Here is a 14,655-nt window from a genome sequence, read left to right as displayed (position 1 = left end):
CTGCGGCGAATTACCGGTTTCCCTGTCGCTTTGTCCTCGTTATACGAGCCGAGTTTGGTAATTCAGCGCAAAAGGACCGGATATGGCCAATGTGGTTGTTGTCGGCGCCCAGTGGGGTGACGAAGGAAAAGGCAAGATCGTCGACTGGCTCAGCGAGCGGGCAGACGTGATCGCGCGTTTTCAGGGCGGGCACAATGCCGGGCATACTTTGGTCATTGATGGTGAGGTCTACAAGCTGCACGCGCTGCCCTCGGGCGTTGTGCGGGGCGGCAAGCTGAGCGTCATTGGCAACGGCGTTGTGTTGGACCCGTGGCACCTGATCAAGGAAATCGCGACCATCCGTGCGCAGGGCGTCGATATCTCGCCCGAGACGCTGATGATCGCCGAGAACACGCCGCTGATCCTGCCGATTCATGGCGAATTGGATCGCGCACGCGAGGAGGCTGCCAGCAAAGGCACCAAGATCGGAACCACAGGTCGCGGTATTGGCCCGGCCTACGAGGACAAGGTTGGTCGCCGTTCCGTGCGCGTTGCCGATCTGGCCGACGAGGCCACGCTTGAGGCCCGTGTGGATCGTGCGCTGCAGCACCATGACCCGCTGCGCAAAGGTCTGGGGATCGAGCCGGTAGACCGGGACGCGCTGATTGCGCAACTGAAAGAGATCGCATCGGAAATCCTGCCCTTCGCCGCGCCTGTTTGGAAAGTGCTGAACGAAAAGCGCAAGGCCGGCAAACGCATCCTGTTCGAAGGGGCGCAGGGCGCGTTGCTGGATATCGATTTCGGCACCTATCCCTTTGTGACCTCGTCCAACGTGATCGCCGGTCAGGCGGCAACGGGTGTCGGCATCGGTCCGGGATCGATCGATTTTGTTCTGGGCATTGTCAAAGCCTACACCACCCGTGTGGGTGAGGGTCCGTTCCCGACCGAGCTGGACGATGCGGACGGCCAACGCCTTGGTGAGCGTGGGCATGAGTTCGGCACCACCACCGGGCGCAAGCGCCGTTGTGGTTGGTTCGATGCCTGCCTAGTGCGCCAGACATGTGCAACCAGCGGCGTGAACGGCATCTCTCTGACCAAGCTGGACGTTCTGGACGGGTTCGAGACGCTGAAGATCTGCACGGGCTATGAACTGGACGGTGAACGTCTGGATTATCTGCCCACCGCGGCCGACCAACAGGCGCGCTGCACGCCGATCTACGAAGAAATGCCGGGGTGGAGCGAATCCACCGAGGGCGCGCGCAGCTGGGCCGATCTGCCCGCCAACGCGATCAAATATGTGCGCCGCGTCGAAGAACTGATCGAATGCCCCGTAGCCCTTTTGTCCACCAGCCCGGAGCGGGACGACACCATTCTGGTGACCGACCCGTTTGCTGACTGATGAGCGACGACGGAAAGACTGGCCTCAGCTACAAGGCCCGGCGCCGCTGGTCGCTGGTGCTGCTGTTGATTGGGTTGCCGGTCTATATCGTGGCTGTGGTGACAATCGTGAACTGGCTCGACCGCCCGCCAATCTGGCTGGAGCTGCTGGTCTATGTCGCTTTGGGCATTGTCTGGGCGCTGCCGTTCAAGTTCGTGTTCAAAGGCGTTGGCAAGGAAGACCCGGATCAGCCGTCGGAATAACAGGGCGGAGCAACTGTTTGGGGCAATTTACCCCGGAGTCCGGTCCGGCCCGGGCCAACTTAGGATGGCGCGGGCCATTGCGTGGTACTCGCCTGAAATCTCCTCGGCAACGCTGAGCGGGGTTGGTCAGGGCGCGTTCAAAGTAGCCTGAATCTGCCCGGTCACCAGTTTCAGATCAGCGTCGTGTTTTTCGGCCAGACGGCGCATTTTCTGGTTGGTGGCCAGGCACAGCATGTGCACTTCGCGAATTCCACGGTTCCTGGCCGCAGTAATGATCCGCGACAGTAAGGCATCCCCGATACCGCGATCCTGCCACGCGGTTTCGACCGTAAAGGCGGCCTCGGCCACATGCGTCTGACCGTCTGACAACACACGCAGTTCGCCAACGCCGCGCAAACAGGAATCCGGAAAGGCGCCGAAGATCAAAGCGGCATTGTCAAACATCCCGGACAGATAGGTCTGAACATATGCGGCACTGACCGGAGCACCAAAACGCGAGGTCAGAGCTTCGATGCCCAGGTTGTTGAAATGGCTTTCTATTTTGGATTTATCATATACCCGAAGGCGTCGAATTGGCAGTTCATACACGGCGGGGCCTTTGTTTGAACGGGATCGGAAAGAACGGTCACCTTACGCCCGACCTTACCATTTTTCTGCGCCGCAGCATAGTGAGCCAACCTGCAAAAGGAGAGTGGCGATGCCTGTGTGCATAAAAAATGGGCCGAAGAAACCTTCGGCCCATCGTCAACTGATTTGCACGCGAGGTTACCCGGCGGCGCGCTCGTCATCCGGGCGGAAGCCGATCTGGGTCGAAGCAGCGAACCGCCCGCCGCCTGCTTTTTCGATCTTGCCGTCCCGCAGCAACTGACCGAACGAACGCAGGCTTTCCTCACGATTGAATTCATCCTGCTTGAGCGAGCGGATCTTGTTCATCAACTGCGGACGCGAGAATTGCTCCTGACCTTCGATGAAGGACAGATAGGCCGCTGCTGCCTCAAGCAGGTCCGGCAGCGATTGCGCGCCTTGTTCCTGAGCGAACAGGGCAAATCCGCTTTCTTCCGTGGCAGCCTCTTCACCCTCGGCCTCGGATGTTACACGGCGGGGGGTCACCGGTCCGGCATCTTCGCTCTGGTTGTCGATACGCTGCTCGGCCACCAGTTTGAGCGGCGCCGCCTCGTCACTGGCAGGGCGGGCGCTGGTCACCTGAACTTCCGGACGGCGCGGGCTGACAACCGAGGAGAGATCGCCACGGTAGTCCTGATCATCGTCGTACTGATCGGCGTCACCTTTTTCGCTGCGTTCGGCTTCGGTGACGGCAACCGCCGCGCGCAACTGGGTATAAGCTTCGCGCTTGTTGCTTGTGTCCGGGTCGTCCAGATGTTCGCCGACCTTGTCCATCAGGCGCGACACATCGTGGTCCAGGTCCGATGCTTCGGCCTCTGTCGTTTCGGCGCGACCGGCCAAGATGGATTCCAGGCTGGAGATCTCATCCAGCAGGTGAATCTCGTCCTCTTCGGTCATGATGCCTTCAGGATCTGTCGCGTTGGCGTCTTCGTCAGCACTGGCATCGCTGAGGATGTTGGTGACCTCATCACCTTCGGGCTCGTTCTCGTCAGTTTCGTCGATATCCGAGAACAGGATATCGGCCGAGGCGACCTCGTCTTCGGCCTCTTCCTCGATTGCGGCGACCTGGGTCTCGGCTTCCTGATCCTGGGCTTCGTGTTCGATATCCAGGGCCGGAGCGGCGAATTCCTCGACCTCTTCGATCTGAGGCATTTCCGGTTCAGCCTCGGACGTTTCGTCCATCGCGTCCGCCTCTTCGAGAGTTTCAAAGTCCGCCGGGTTCAGAGAACCGGCAGCAAAAGCCGCCGCGACCGCATCTGACGGACCGGCTGTGCTTTTCATTAGGGTCGTCTCTTCATCCTCGGTGTAGATGACCGAGTTTTCCTCGGAATGGGAAACAACCGCCCGGATGCGTTGCAGTTTGGCAGCAATGCTGTCTTCAGCGGGGGCTGGCGTGTCTTCGACGGCTTCGGCTTTGGCATCGACGAAAACGGGGGGCCGGGGGGGAGGTGTTTTGATAACGTTCAAATCCGGCGCGCTGGGGGCGGGTTCGTCCGTGGCGCGGATCAACAGGCCAGCGTCGCTTTGACGAGCTTCGACCTTGCGGCGCTCGTCACGCTGCGCGATTTTTGTCAGCATTTCTGTATCAGGCTGCGGAGGTTCAGAACCGAAATAACGATCGTCGGCGGCAAGATCGCGAAAGTACTCGGTAATCGCTTTCATCGTCTCAAAGGAATCGTCAAATCCTTCCAAAGTGCACGAGAAGGTTCCATAAGAGACGGTTAAAACCTTGTTATTCTGTACCATCAGACGCACGTCCTCTACAAACTACAAGAGCCATTCACCCGACGCCGGGCACACCTATGGCTCGAAACTCTCAGCATGAACCTATCATTTTGTGGTCTCAATGTGTCCAAATCCGGAAAAAATGTCCAATCTTCGAAAAAATAATCAAATTGTGCGGTCTGAGGCGCCAATTGCGCTGGTTGGAGGCGGTGAAATCGGCCCTGAGGACCTGAATCAGACGCTGATTCGCGTCAATACGGTCGTGGCCGCGGATGGTGGGGCGATTCCATTGATGGATTCGGGACGGATGCCGGGCGTGGTGATCGGTGACTTTGATTCGCTGAGCGGCGCCTATCTTGACCGAATTCCCACGGACCGTTTGTTTCCGATACGAGAACAAGACAGCACGGATTTCGACAAGGCTCTGCGCAGCATAGATGCGCCCCTTGTATTGGGGGTCGGGTTTCTCGGCGGTCGTCTGGATCACCAGATGGCGGTTCTTAACACGCTGGTTCGATTGCAGGATCGGCCGTGCATCCTGTTGGGAGAGCACGAGGTCGTTTTCCACGCGCCGCCGCGGATCGGGCTGAACCTCACCCCCGGGGATGTGGTTTCATTGTTTCCATTTCAGCGCGTAACCGGCCGCAGCAAAGGGCTGGAATGGCCGATCGACGATCTGGTGCTGGAACCGAACGGCCGCGTTGGCACGTCCAACCGGGCGTTGTCTGATGTGGAATTGACTGTAGATAGACCCGGCCTGTTGGTGATGGTGCCCCGCGACGCTTTGGATCATGTCATGCAGGCGTTTCTGTCAGATCGGACCGAGGGGTGGCCCGCCCGCGCCTAGGGCAGCGGCTGTACCTTGGTGTAGTCAGGCCCGATGCAGGTGGGCAGGCCGTCGCCCAATTTCAGCCACCGCAGTTTTTCCTCATGCGCCACGTGCAGCGTGGGTTCCAACTGGTTCGGATTCTCCAGCGTCGCCACATACAGGTGCAACACATCCGACATGGATTGTGATCGGAACGAGATCGGCGTGCCGCAGTTCGGGCAAAAGCTGCGCTCGACCCCGGGCGAGGAGTTGAAGGTTTTCGGCGCGTCACCGGTCCAGCGCCACTGGCCGTCGCGCACGCCGAAATAGGTGGTCATCGGAGCGGCACACTGCCGCCTGCAACTGTCGCAATGGCAGGTGACGCAGGACAGGACCGGAGGGTCGACCTTGTACCGGATGGTGCCGCACAGACAATGACCCCGCATAGTATCCCCTTTGGTTGTGACGTCAGCAGTTGGGTACGTTCACCGCCAGACCGCCCAGAGACGTTTCCTTGTACCTTTCGTGCATATCATGCCCGGTCTGGCGCATGGTTTCGATGGCCGCATCCAGCGGCACGAAATGCTGGCCGTCGCCGCGCAGCGCCAGCGACGCAGCCGACACCGCTTTGATTGCCGCCAGCCCGTTGCGTTCGATGCAGGGCACTTGCACCAGACCTTTGACCGGGTCGCAGGTCATGCCCAGATGATGCTCCAGTGCGATCTCGGCGGCGTTTTCCACCTGTTCAGGCGTGCCGCCCATCACGGCGCACAGACCGGCTGCGGCCATTGCCGAGGCGCTGCCGACCTCGGCCTGACACCCTGCCTCGGCGCCCGAGATCGAAGCGTTGTACTTGACCAGACCGCCGATGGCTGCAGCGGTCAGCAGGAAATCTTCGACATGGCTTTCCGAGGCCCCCGGCACGTGGTCGAGGTAATAGCGCAGTACCGCAGGCAGCGTGCCCGCCGCGCCATTGGTTGGCGCAGTGACGACCTGACCTCCGGCGGCGTTTTCCTCGTTTACGGCCATGGCGTAGACGCTCATCCAGTCGTTGATGGTGTGCGGTGCGTTCAGGTTCATGCCCCGCTCGGCCAGCAGAGCTTCGTGAATGCCTTTGGCGCGACGGCGCACGTTCAGACCGCCGGGCAGGATGCCGTCGGTCTTCAGGCCGCGTTCGATGCAATTGTTCATGACTTCCCAAAGGCGCGCAGTACCCTTCGCGAAACTGATGGGGCAGCCGCGCGCGACTTCGTTCTCGCGCTTCATCTGGGCGATGCTTTTGCCGCTGGCATTCGCCATTTCCAACATTTCCGCCGCCGAGTGGAACGGGTAGGGCACGGGTGGGCCGTCATTGGTGTCCTTGCCCTCGGCCAGTTCCTCTTCGGTCAGGACAAAGCCGCCGCCGACCGAGTAATAGACCTGCCGCAGGATCACGTCGCCCTGCGCATCGGTTGCCATCAGGATCATGCCGTTGGCGTGGCCGGGCAGATTGTGATCATAGTCAAAGATCAGGTCGGTCTTGGGGTCGAAATTCAGTGTCGGCAGGCCTTCGGGCGTGACCGTATGGGTCTTGGCGATCGCGGCCAGTGCGGCCTCGGCCTTGTCGTTGTCATAGGTGTCGGGCACGAAACCGGCCAGCCCGAGGATGGTGGCGCGGTCGGTCGCATGGCCAACTCCGGTAAAGGCCAGTGAGCCGTGCAGTGATCCACGCAGCCCCGCGAATTCGAACGGCGAGGCGCGCATCAGGTCCAGAAACCGGGCGGCCGCAACCATCGGCCCCATGGTATGAGACGAAGACGGGCCGATGCCCACTTTGAACATATCGAAGACAGATAGAAACATGTCAGGTAGCTGAGCCTTCTTGAGGAGTAGCGTAACTCGGGGATGTGAATGGTGTAACCCCCAACCCTTCGGCGGCGATGGCGGACTGGGTTGCGGGACGGGTTTCAAGCTGTGTCAGGATCGCTTGCAGATGAGGGGTATCCGACAGCTGATACCAGCTGCGGTTGGCGCTGGCAGGGTACAGCGCCATCCACCGCATCTGACAGGCCAGATAGTAGGTCAGCACCGAGGGCTGTTCAGGGTGCAGCCAGGTTGGCGCGTCTTTTGCCTCGGCTTCCAATACCTGCAGATGTCGGCGCAGGCGCGGGCGGATGCCGTTGCGCAGGGTCTCGGCCTGCGTGGCGTCGATATATTTCTCGGCGTAGAACAGAATGCGCAGGTCCGCGTGCAGCGTGTTCGATGCAAAGAACAGCCACTTCAGAAATGCCGCCCGATCAGGGGCTTCGGGGGACGGGCCCAGTTGCCCATGCGTGTCGGCCAGCCACAACAGGATGGCCGCCGTTTCAAAGATCGGCCCCTGCGGTGTGTCCAGCACCGGAATCAGTTCGTTCGGGTTCAACTGCCGGTAGGCCGCACTGTCCTGCTCGTTCCGGCGGCGGTCCACCAGCACGGTTTCATAGGGCAGGCCCATCTCTTCCAGCGCCAGTCTGATCACCAGAGAGGCGTTGTCGGGGGCATAATGCAGGCGATAGGGCGCGGTCATGAAATCTATGTATATCGCCGGGGCCACCGCGAAAGCCTCGATTGCGACGTTTCCAATCGGAAACGCGTATTTTCGATAGATGTTTGCGCGGCGGTGGGGCGAATTGGCTCTCGCAGTCGGCGGTTGCATTCCGTATAAACCCTGCAGCAATACAGGGAAACGCTGCCATGACCCGAGATATGTCCCCCATTAACAAGGCCAAATATGTCGCCGCGCGCCGTGCCGCCGATATGGTTCAGGACGGGATGCGCGTTGGGTTGGGTACCGGATCCACTGCCGCCTGGATGGTGCGCCGTCTGGGTGAGCGGGTGCAGACCGAGGGGCTGCGGGTCAAAGGGGTGCCGACCTCAATCCGCACCGCGCAACTGGCTCGCGAGGTCGGGATCGAGGTGGTCTCGCTGGATCAGGCTGGATGGCTTGACCTGACCATTGACGGCGCGGACGAGTTCGACGGCGAGCTGAACCTGATCAAGGGCGGCGGTGGTGCGCATCTGCAGGAAAAGATCGTCGCCACGGCCAGCGACCAGATGGTGGTAATTGCAGACGCGGGTAAAGAGGTTGAAACGCTGGGCGCCTTCCCCCTGCCGGTCGAGGTGATCCCCTTTGGCTGGCAGACCACGCGGACCCTGATCGAAGAGGCGCTGGACACGATGGATGTTCTGGGCAACTCGGCGATGCTGCGGATGAACGGCGAAGCGCCTTTTGTGACCGACGAAGGCAACCACATTCTTGACCTGCATCTGCAGCGTATCGGTAACGTGCGCCAACTGGCGCTGGTGCTCAATCAGGTGCCCGGAGTGGTCGAAAACGGGCTGTTCATCGACATCTGTGACAAAGTTGTGATCGGCCACGGCGATGGACGGGTCGAGCTGCGCGATATCAACGCGGGCACCACGGAACTGGACCAACTGATTGAAGGTGGAGACAACCTGTTCTCGGATCTGGCGGATTGAGACCGGCGACTGGCGCGAGTGCAGAAGCGTGAAACACACATGGTGGCAGTGCCTTAAGTGAAGTTTACACACCGACAAGGGTTGGCAGCGCGTCTTTCGACCCCAGATAATCATCGAATTTTGGCCTGACGGTATAAAGGAACTCAGGATGAGCTTTGACTATGATCTGTTCGTCATCGGAGGCGGCTCGGGCGGGGTTCGCGCGGCGCGTGTGGCGGCTGGTGAAAACGGTGCCAAGGTGGCGCTGGCGGAAGAGGACCGCTATGGCGGGACCTGCGTCATCCGGGGATGTGTGCCGAAAAAGCTGATGGTGTTTGCCAGCGAATTCTCAGGCATGGTCGGTGATGCACAGGCTTATGGATGGGACATTCAGCCTGGTGCGTTGGATTGGAACACGTTTCACGGCAAGCTGGTGACGGAACTGGACCGGCTGGAGGGCATTTATCGCAACATCCTCAAGAACAACGGTGTCGAGAGCTTTGATCAACGTGCACATATTGTGGATGCGCATACTGTCGAATTGGCCGATGGAACCCGCAAGACGGCCAAGCACATTCTGATCGCCACCGGCGGCCGCCCCGTTGTGCCTGAGTTTCCTGGCTCGGAATTAGCCATCACGTCGAACGAAATCTTCCATCTGGAGAAACTGCCCGAAAGCATCCTGATCGTCGGTGGCGGCTACATCGCTAGCGAGTTCGCCGGGATCATGAACGGGATGGGTGTGAAGACCACTCAGTTCTATCGTGGTGCGCAAATTCTGCGCGGCTTCGATGAAGAAGCACGCGGGCTGATCAGTGAAGAGATGTGCCAGAACGGCATCGATCTGCACCTCGGCACAAACGTGCTTGAGATGAAAAAGCAGGGCGACAAGATTTGGGTCAAAGCGACCAACGGAACCGAACGGGTCTTCGATGTGGTCATGTACGCCACCGGTCGTGCACCGAACGCCGACAATCTGGGCCTTGAGGCCGTCGGTGTCGAACGCGGTCGCAAGGGCGAGATCGTGGTGGACGAATACAGCCAGACCGGTGTGCCCTCGATCTATGCCATCGGCGACGTGACCGACCGAGTGAACCTGACCCCGGTTGCGATCCGCGAGGGCATGGCGTTCGTCGAGACGGTCTTCAAAGGCAACCCGACGCCGGTGGATCATGAGCTGATCCCGACCGCGATCTTCACACAGCCGGAGTTCGGCACCGTGGGTCTCAGTGAGGAAGACGCTGCGGCACAGGAACCGATTGAGGTTTACGCGACCTCGTTCAAACCGATGCAGAAGGCGTTTGCCGGCGGCACACAACGCGTACTGATGAAGCTGATCGTCAGCCAGGCGACTCGTAAGGTGCTGGGCTGTCACATCGTTGCGCCGGGCGCAGGTGAGATGATCCAACTGGCTGGAATCGCCGTCAAAATGGGCGCGACCAAGGAAGATTTCGACCGCACTGTTGCCGTTCACCCGGTCATGGCCGAGGAACTGGTTACACTGCGGCAACCTGTGCGCACTGCTTGATTTGCAACTGCGCGCACACAAGTTACAAGGGAAACCGTGATCACACGGTCCAACACAAGGGAATAGATACATATGGCGGGCAACAGCGGTGGCCCCTGGGGGGGCGGAGGCTCTTCTGGCGGTGGAGGAAATCGGGGTAACAACGGGGACGGGCGCAAGCCTCCCGAAGGCGACGGCCCGCAGATCCCCGAGATCGATGAGCTGATGAAGAAAGGCCAGGAACAGCTGCGCGTCCTGATGGGCGGCCGTGGCGGTTCGGGCCGTGGTGGCGGTCAGGGCGCTGGTGGGGGTGGTCCCATCTTTACCAAAGGCACCTTGCTGATCGGTGTGGTTGTTGCCGCCGTGCTCTGGGGTGCGGCCAGCTTCTATACCGTCAAGCCCGAAGAACAGTCGGTTGAGCTGTTTCTGGGTGAATTCTCGGCCGTCGGCAATCCGGGTCTGAACTTTGCCCCGTGGCCCTTCGTGACGGCTGAGGTTATCCCGGTCACCCGTGAACAGACCGAAGACATGGGCGGCACGCGCGGCAGCGACGATGGCCTGATGCTGACCGGCGACGAAAACGTGGTCGATATCGACTATCAGGTCGTTTGGAACATCAACGATCCGGCCAAATTCCTGTTCAACCTGCGTGACCCGCGCCAGACGATCCGCGCCGTGTCGGAATCGGCCATGCGTGAGATCATTGCGCAAAGCGAACTGGCCCCGATCCTGAACCGGGATCGTGGCATCATCGCGGATCGCCTTCAGGAATTGATCCAGTCCACAATGGATAGCTACGATTCCGGGATCAACATCGTGCGTGTGAACTTCGACAAAGCCGACCCGCCGCAGGATGTGATCGCCGCGTTCCGTGACGTTCAGGCCGCCGCGCAGGAGCGTGACCGTCTGCAGAACGTGGCCGACGCCTATGCCAACCGCGTTCTCGCGGAAGCCCGTGGTGAAGCCGCGCAGGTTCTGGAAGAGGCCGAAGCCTATCGCGCCCAGCAGATCAACAGCGCTCAGGGTGAGGCCAGCCGTTTCAGCGCGGTTCTGGAAGAATACGCCAAAGCGCCTGATGTGACCCGCAAACGCCTGTATCTGGAACGGATGGAGCAGGTTCTGGGTGACGTGGACAAGATCATTCTGGACGAGAACTCGACAGGTCAGGGGCAGGGCGTCGTGCCCTATCTGCCGCTGAACGAACTGCGCCGCAATCAGGCCGAGGAGAGCAACTGATGCGTAAGTCACCCCTTATCCTCATCTTCGTCGTGATTCTCGGCGTGGTTGGCCTGTCCTCGATCTTTATCGTGGACGAGCGTGAGCGTGCGCTGGTTCTGCAATTCGGCCGTGTGGTCGCGGTGAAGGAAGAGCCAGGTCTGGCCTTCAAAATCCCGGTGATCCAGGAAGTCGTCCGCTATGATGACCGCATCCTGTCGATTGACGTTCAACCGCTTGAGGTGACGCCTCTGGACGACCGCCGTCTGGTGGTCGACGCCTTCGCGCGCTACCGGATTTCTGATCTGAACCGCTTCCGTCAGGCCGTTGGCGTCGGTGGTATTCCGGTGGCAGAGGATCGTCTGGACCGCATCCTGCGCGCGGAAACCCGCGAAGTGCTGGGTTCGGTGTCGTCGCGCGATATCCTCAGCTCGGACCGTGCCGCGCTCATGCTGCGTATCCGTAACAGCGCGATTGCCGAAGCGCAGGCGCTGGGCGTCAACGTGATCGACGTGCGTTTGAAGGCGACCGACCTGCCGCAAGCGAACCTCGAGGCGACCTTTGACCGGATGAAGGCCGAACGGGAACGTGAGGCCACCGACGAACGTGCCCGTGGTAACGAGGCTGCGCAGCGTGTCCGCGCGCAGGCCGACCGGACCGTGGTTGAACTGGTGTCAGACGCCAACCGCGAGGCCGAGATCATTCGCGGTGAGGCTGATGCCGAACGCAACGCAATCTTTGCTGAAGCCTACGGTGCGGACCCGGAGTTCTTTGAGTTTTATCGCTCTCTGACAGCGTATGAGAATGCCTTGCAGGGTAGTAACAGCTCGTTGATCCTGAGCCCGGATTCCGAGTTCTTCAACTACCTCGGCTCTCCTACCGGACGGTCAGCCCCGGTTGCTGCGCCTTCTGAATAATGGGTATGATTCTTCTGGCCCTTGGGCTGGTATTGATTGTCGAGGGGCTGGCGTACGCGCTGGCCCCTTCGCTTATTGAACGTATGCTCGAGGCGCTGCGGTCACTGCCGGAACAGGCGCGACGGCTGGTGGGGCTGCTTTGCGTGGTCAGTGGGCTGGTGCTGCTGTGGGGCGCGTATCAGGTCGGGTTTTAAGACGGCGATTTCACTTGCCGGTGATTTCCCCGCGATCCCGAGTTGCGGGTCTGAACAAACTGACTACATTGGTTGCTAAGAAAGGTTGCCGAGGGGCGGCCACAGAAGAATTGTCGACAAGGAGTTCCCAAGTGCAGGCACAAGCACGAAGTATTTCCGTCCGGCAGGACGATAGTGTTGGTTTCATGCGGCTGATGTGGCTGGCTTTTGCGGGGATGTTGCTTGTTCTGGCCCAGACCGTCGCCGCGCAGGCGCGGGGTGAAAGTCTTGCACCGTTGGCCGAACAGATCAGCCCGGCGGTGGTCAACATCACCACCACAACTCTGATTGAAGGACAGACCGGCCCGCAGGGGATCGTACCCGAGGGTTCTCCGTTCGAGGATTTCTTTCGTGAGTTTCAGGACCGCAACGGCGATGACGACAACCGTCCACGTCGCAGCAATGCGCTGGGATCGGGCTTCGTGATTTCCGAGGACGGTTATATCGTCACCAACAATCACGTCATCGCTGAAGCCGATGAAATCCTTGTGGAATTCTTCCCGGGCGACGGGCAGCCAAAAAAGGAACTGCCTGCCAAAGTGATCGGCACGGATGAGAAAACCGATATCGCTCTGCTCAAGGTCGAGGCGACAGGCCCGCTGCAATATGTGAAGTTTGGCGATAGCGACATTGCGCGCGTTGGCGATTGGGTGATCGCCATGGGCAACCCGCTGGGGCAGGGCTTCTCGGTCTCGGCTGGGATCGTTTCGGCCCGCAACCGGGCGCTGAGCGGGTCTTATGACGACTATATCCAGACTGACGCGGCGATTAACCGGGGCAACTCGGGTGGTCCGCTGTTCAACATGGATGGCGAAGTGATCGGCGTGAACACCGCGATTCTGTCGCCCAACGGTGGCTCGATCGGGATTGGCTTCTCAATGGCGTCGAACGTGGTGGTCAAGGTTGTCGACCAACTGCGTGAATTCGGCGAAACCCGCCGCGGCTGGCTGGGCGTGCGCATTCAAGACGTGACCGAGGACATGGCTGAGGCGATGGGCCTCGATAAGCCCGGCGGCGCGCTGATCAGCGACGTGCCGGATGGTCCGGCGAAAGAGGCCGGTTTGCTGGCCGGTGACGTGATCCTCAGCTTTGACGGTGTCGAGGTCGAAGACACCCGCGGTCTGGTCCGTCAGGTCGGCGAAACCACCGTCGGCAAATCGGTTCGCGTTGTGGTCCACCGCGAAGGCGGTACCCAGACCGTTCTGGTGACGCTGGGCCGCCGTGAGGACGCAGAGCGTGCCGAGGACGGTGATGAGGACACGCCGGAGGTTCCGGCCGAGGAAAACGCCGACATTCTGGGCTTGACCATATCGCCGCTGACCGATGCGTTGCGCACGGATATGGGTCTGGATGCGGATGCTGATGGGCTGGTGGTGACCGCCGTTGACGAAGCATCTGAAGCCTTTTCCAAGGGTTTGCGTGCTGGTGACCTGATCACCGAGGCCGGTCAGCAGAAGGTCAGCTCGATCGAAGACCTTGAGGCGCGCATGGACGAGGCGCGCGAGGCGGGGCGTAAATCTCTGCTGTTGCTGGTGCGCCGTGGCGGCGAACCCCGCTTTGTGGCGCTGAGCCTGGGGGAGTAACCCACAGCATGAAAACAATCAAAAAGGCCGGAGCAGATGCTCCGGCCTTATTTGTGCTGGGAGGTATGAGCCACGCACCGGGGAAGGCGCGTGGCCCTGATACAGGGAGAGGTCAGTGGACAGATATCGGGGATGATTCTCTGACCTCCTACGGTAACAATTATGACGATAGGCTTAATGCTACCCATGGTCTGTGAAGCAGGTCACAGGGGTCAGATCAGGTCGGATTCGGCCAATTCCCGCAAGGCTGCGAAGTCTTGAATCATCAGCCCGCCGCGCGACGCCTCAACCACGTTGTCGCGCTTCCAGGTAGAGATGGTCTTGGACACCGCTTCCCGCGTGGCGCCAACGAACTCGGCCAGTTCGCTTTGGGACAGGGTGATCCGGGTGGACGGGTCATCCTGCAGTTCGGACAGGTGCAGCAGTTTGCGGGCCAGACGGATCGGCATCGGCAGAAAAACCTGCTCGTTCAGTTGTGATCCCATCCACCGCATCCGCAGGCCGGCCAGACGGATCAGGTCCACAGCCAGGTCGGGGTGCTGCCGGATCTGAGCCATCACATCGCCGTGCCGGACCCGCAACACGCGGGACTGTTCAGCGGCTGCGATAGTGGCGGTGCGGGGGCCACTGTCGAACAGGGCGATCTCGCCAAAAATCTCTCCGGGCCGCATCAGGGTCAGTGACAGTTTGCGGCCGCTCATGGCCAGAAAGGACACTTCGAGCGTACCTTCGAGGATGGCATAAAGGGCGTCGCCTTCATCGCCTTGCTCGAACAGAACCTCGCCACGCTCCAGAGAAATTTCGGTCGCCTGCGCGGAGAGCATGGCTTTGAGTCTGTCTGATGCCTCGGACAGAAAGCCGCTGTCTGGAAAAGCCGTCATGAGTTTCTGGTGCTCCGGCTGTGAGTGGTGTCACAACTTTCCACAGCTTTGCCGTTTAGCCAAGG

15 protein-coding genes are annotated in these 14,655 nt (G+C 60.3%); 9 read left to right on the top strand and 6 right to left on the bottom strand.

All coding sequences use genetic code 11. The features are described from left to right. The first annotated feature begins 82 nt into the window (after positions 1 to 82). Entirely contained in the window at positions 83 to 1,378 is a 1,296-nt protein-coding gene (locus ACR0DO_RS02105) for an adenylosuccinate synthase (RefSeq protein WP_170330931.1), read from the top strand. Beyond that, entirely contained in the window at positions 1,378 to 1,620 is a 243-nt protein-coding gene (locus ACR0DO_RS02100) for a DUF2842 domain-containing protein (RefSeq protein ID WP_170397687.1), read from the top strand. Before ACR0DO_RS02105 ends, ACR0DO_RS02100 begins: the two co-directional genes overlap by 1 nt. A gap of 126 nt (positions 1,621 to 1,746) precedes the next feature. On the opposite strand, the gene ACR0DO_RS02095 is transcribed toward ACR0DO_RS02100, so the two are convergent. Both ACR0DO_RS02095 and ACR0DO_RS02090 read right to left on the bottom strand, forming a co-directional pair. Continuing rightward, entirely contained in the window at positions 1,747 to 2,208 is a 462-nt protein-coding gene (locus ACR0DO_RS02095; RefSeq protein ID WP_480556405.1) for an N-acetyltransferase family protein, read from the bottom strand. Between the two features lie 177 nt (positions 2,209 to 2,385). Then, positions 2,386 to 3,906 (bottom strand): hypothetical protein, encoded by a 1,521-nt coding sequence (locus tag ACR0DO_RS02090; RefSeq protein WP_480556403.1) that lies wholly within the window; start codon positions 3,904 to 3,906, stop codon positions 2,386 to 2,388. A gap of 235 nt (positions 3,907 to 4,141) precedes the next feature. Here ACR0DO_RS02090 and ACR0DO_RS02085 point away from each other — a divergent pair, with 235 nt between their 5' ends. Further along, positions 4,142 to 4,816: a thiamine diphosphokinase gene (locus tag ACR0DO_RS02085; RefSeq protein WP_480556401.1), complete on the top strand. Its 675-nt coding sequence runs from the start codon at positions 4,142 to 4,144 to the stop codon at positions 4,814 to 4,816. Here the strand turns inward: ACR0DO_RS02085 and ACR0DO_RS02080 are convergent. Genes ACR0DO_RS02080 through ACR0DO_RS02070 form a run of 3 tightly spaced genes read right to left on the bottom strand, consistent with a single transcriptional unit; the run spans position 4,813 to position 7,322 of the window. Beyond that, positions 4,813 to 5,223, bottom strand: a complete 411-nt coding sequence (locus ACR0DO_RS02080) for a GFA family protein (protein WP_480556400.1) — start codon at positions 5,221 to 5,223, stop codon at positions 4,813 to 4,815. The two genes, ACR0DO_RS02085 and ACR0DO_RS02080, sit on opposite strands and share 4 nt — an antisense overlap. 22 nt (positions 5,224 to 5,245) lie before the next feature. Continuing rightward, positions 5,246 to 6,619 carry an L-serine ammonia-lyase gene (locus ACR0DO_RS02075; protein ID WP_480556399.1) on the bottom strand — a complete coding sequence of 458 codons (1,374 nt, stop codon included), beginning with the start codon at positions 6,617 to 6,619 and terminating at the stop codon, positions 5,246 to 5,248. Between the two features lies 1 nt (position 6,620). Continuing rightward, positions 6,621 to 7,322 (bottom strand): glutathione S-transferase family protein, encoded by a 702-nt coding sequence (locus tag ACR0DO_RS02070; RefSeq protein WP_480556963.1) that lies wholly within the window; start codon positions 7,320 to 7,322, stop codon positions 6,621 to 6,623. A 167-nt stretch (positions 7,323 to 7,489) separates the two neighbouring features. Between ACR0DO_RS02070 and rpiA the strand changes: the two genes are divergently transcribed. The 6 genes from rpiA (at position 7,490) to ACR0DO_RS02040 (ending at position 13,709) form a co-directional block, all read left to right on the top strand. Continuing rightward, a complete protein-coding gene (rpiA, locus tag ACR0DO_RS02065; protein WP_480556398.1) occupies positions 7,490 to 8,275 on the top strand; it encodes a ribose-5-phosphate isomerase RpiA in 786 nt (261 codons plus the stop codon). 148 nt (positions 8,276 to 8,423) lie between these two features. After that, positions 8,424 to 9,782 (top strand): glutathione-disulfide reductase, encoded by a 1,359-nt coding sequence (gor, locus tag ACR0DO_RS02060; RefSeq protein ID WP_480556397.1) that lies wholly within the window; start codon positions 8,424 to 8,426, stop codon positions 9,780 to 9,782. Between the two features lie 72 nt (positions 9,783 to 9,854). Next, positions 9,855 to 10,997 (top strand): FtsH protease activity modulator HflK, encoded by a 1,143-nt coding sequence (hflK, locus tag ACR0DO_RS02055; protein ID WP_170441720.1) that lies wholly within the window; start codon positions 9,855 to 9,857, stop codon positions 10,995 to 10,997. Continuing rightward, positions 10,997 to 11,893 carry a protease modulator HflC gene (gene hflC / locus ACR0DO_RS02050; RefSeq protein ID WP_170441724.1) on the top strand — a complete coding sequence of 299 codons (897 nt, stop codon included), beginning with the start codon at positions 10,997 to 10,999 and terminating at the stop codon, positions 11,891 to 11,893. The genes hflK and hflC overlap by 1 nt, the downstream gene beginning before the upstream one ends. Continuing rightward, entirely contained in the window at positions 11,893 to 12,087 is a 195-nt protein-coding gene (locus ACR0DO_RS02045) for a DUF2065 domain-containing protein (protein ID WP_170441727.1), read from the top strand. Before hflC ends, ACR0DO_RS02045 begins: the two co-directional genes overlap by 1 nt. Before the next feature lie 185 nt (positions 12,088 to 12,272). Then, positions 12,273 to 13,709: a DegQ family serine endoprotease gene (locus ACR0DO_RS02040; protein ID WP_480556961.1), complete on the top strand. Its 1,437-nt coding sequence runs from the start codon at positions 12,273 to 12,275 to the stop codon at positions 13,707 to 13,709. 212 nt (positions 13,710 to 13,921) lie between these two features. On the opposite strand, the gene ACR0DO_RS02035 is transcribed toward ACR0DO_RS02040, so the two are convergent. Continuing rightward, positions 13,922 to 14,590, bottom strand: coding sequence for a Crp/Fnr family transcriptional regulator (locus tag ACR0DO_RS02035; RefSeq protein WP_170670979.1), 669 nt, complete (start codon positions 14,588 to 14,590; stop codon positions 13,922 to 13,924). Positions 14,591 to 14,655 lie beyond the last annotated feature (65 nt).

The organism is Ruegeria sp. AM9 (genome assembly GCF_056540565.1).
The sequence above is the reverse complement of the archived record's forward strand: the minus strand, read 5'-3'. Positions and strand labels throughout refer to the sequence as shown.

Bases quoted from the DNA above. Each gene is read 5' to 3' on its own strand.
- ACR0DO_RS02045 (WP_170441727.1), top strand. From the start codon at position 11,893: ATGGGTATGATTCTTCTGGCCCTTGGGCTGGTATTGATTGTCGAGGGG.
- hflC (WP_170441724.1), top strand. From the start codon at position 10,997: ATGCGTAAGTCACCCCTTATCCTCATCTTCGTCGTGATTCTCGGCGTG.
- ACR0DO_RS02040 (WP_480556961.1), top strand. From the start codon at position 12,273: ATGCGGCTGATGTGGCTGGCTTTTGCGGGGATGTTGCTTGTTCTGGCC.
- ACR0DO_RS02035 (WP_170670979.1), bottom strand. From the start codon at position 14,590: ATGACGGCTTTTCCAGACAGCGGCTTTCTGTCCGAGGCATCAGACAGA.
- hflK (WP_170441720.1), top strand. From the start codon at position 9,855: ATGGCGGGCAACAGCGGTGGCCCCTGGGGGGGCGGAGGCTCTTCTGGC.
- ACR0DO_RS02105 (WP_170330931.1), top strand. From the start codon at position 83: ATGGCCAATGTGGTTGTTGTCGGCGCCCAGTGGGGTGACGAAGGAAAA.
- rpiA (WP_480556398.1), top strand. From the start codon at position 7,490: ATGACCCGAGATATGTCCCCCATTAACAAGGCCAAATATGTCGCCGCG.
- ACR0DO_RS02080 (WP_480556400.1), bottom strand. From the start codon at position 5,223: ATGCGGGGTCATTGTCTGTGCGGCACCATCCGGTACAAGGTCGACCCT.
- ACR0DO_RS02070 (WP_480556963.1), bottom strand. From the start codon at position 7,322: ATGACCGCGCCCTATCGCCTGCATTATGCCCCCGACAACGCCTCTCTG.
- gor (WP_480556397.1), top strand. From the start codon at position 8,424: ATGAGCTTTGACTATGATCTGTTCGTCATCGGAGGCGGCTCGGGCGGG.
- ACR0DO_RS02090 (WP_480556403.1), bottom strand. From the start codon at position 3,906: ATGAAAGCGATTACCGAGTACTTTCGCGATCTTGCCGCCGACGATCGT.
- ACR0DO_RS02100 (WP_170397687.1), top strand. From the start codon at position 1,378: ATGAGCGACGACGGAAAGACTGGCCTCAGCTACAAGGCCCGGCGCCGC.
- ACR0DO_RS02075 (WP_480556399.1), bottom strand. From the start codon at position 6,619: ATGTTTCTATCTGTCTTCGATATGTTCAAAGTGGGCATCGGCCCGTCT.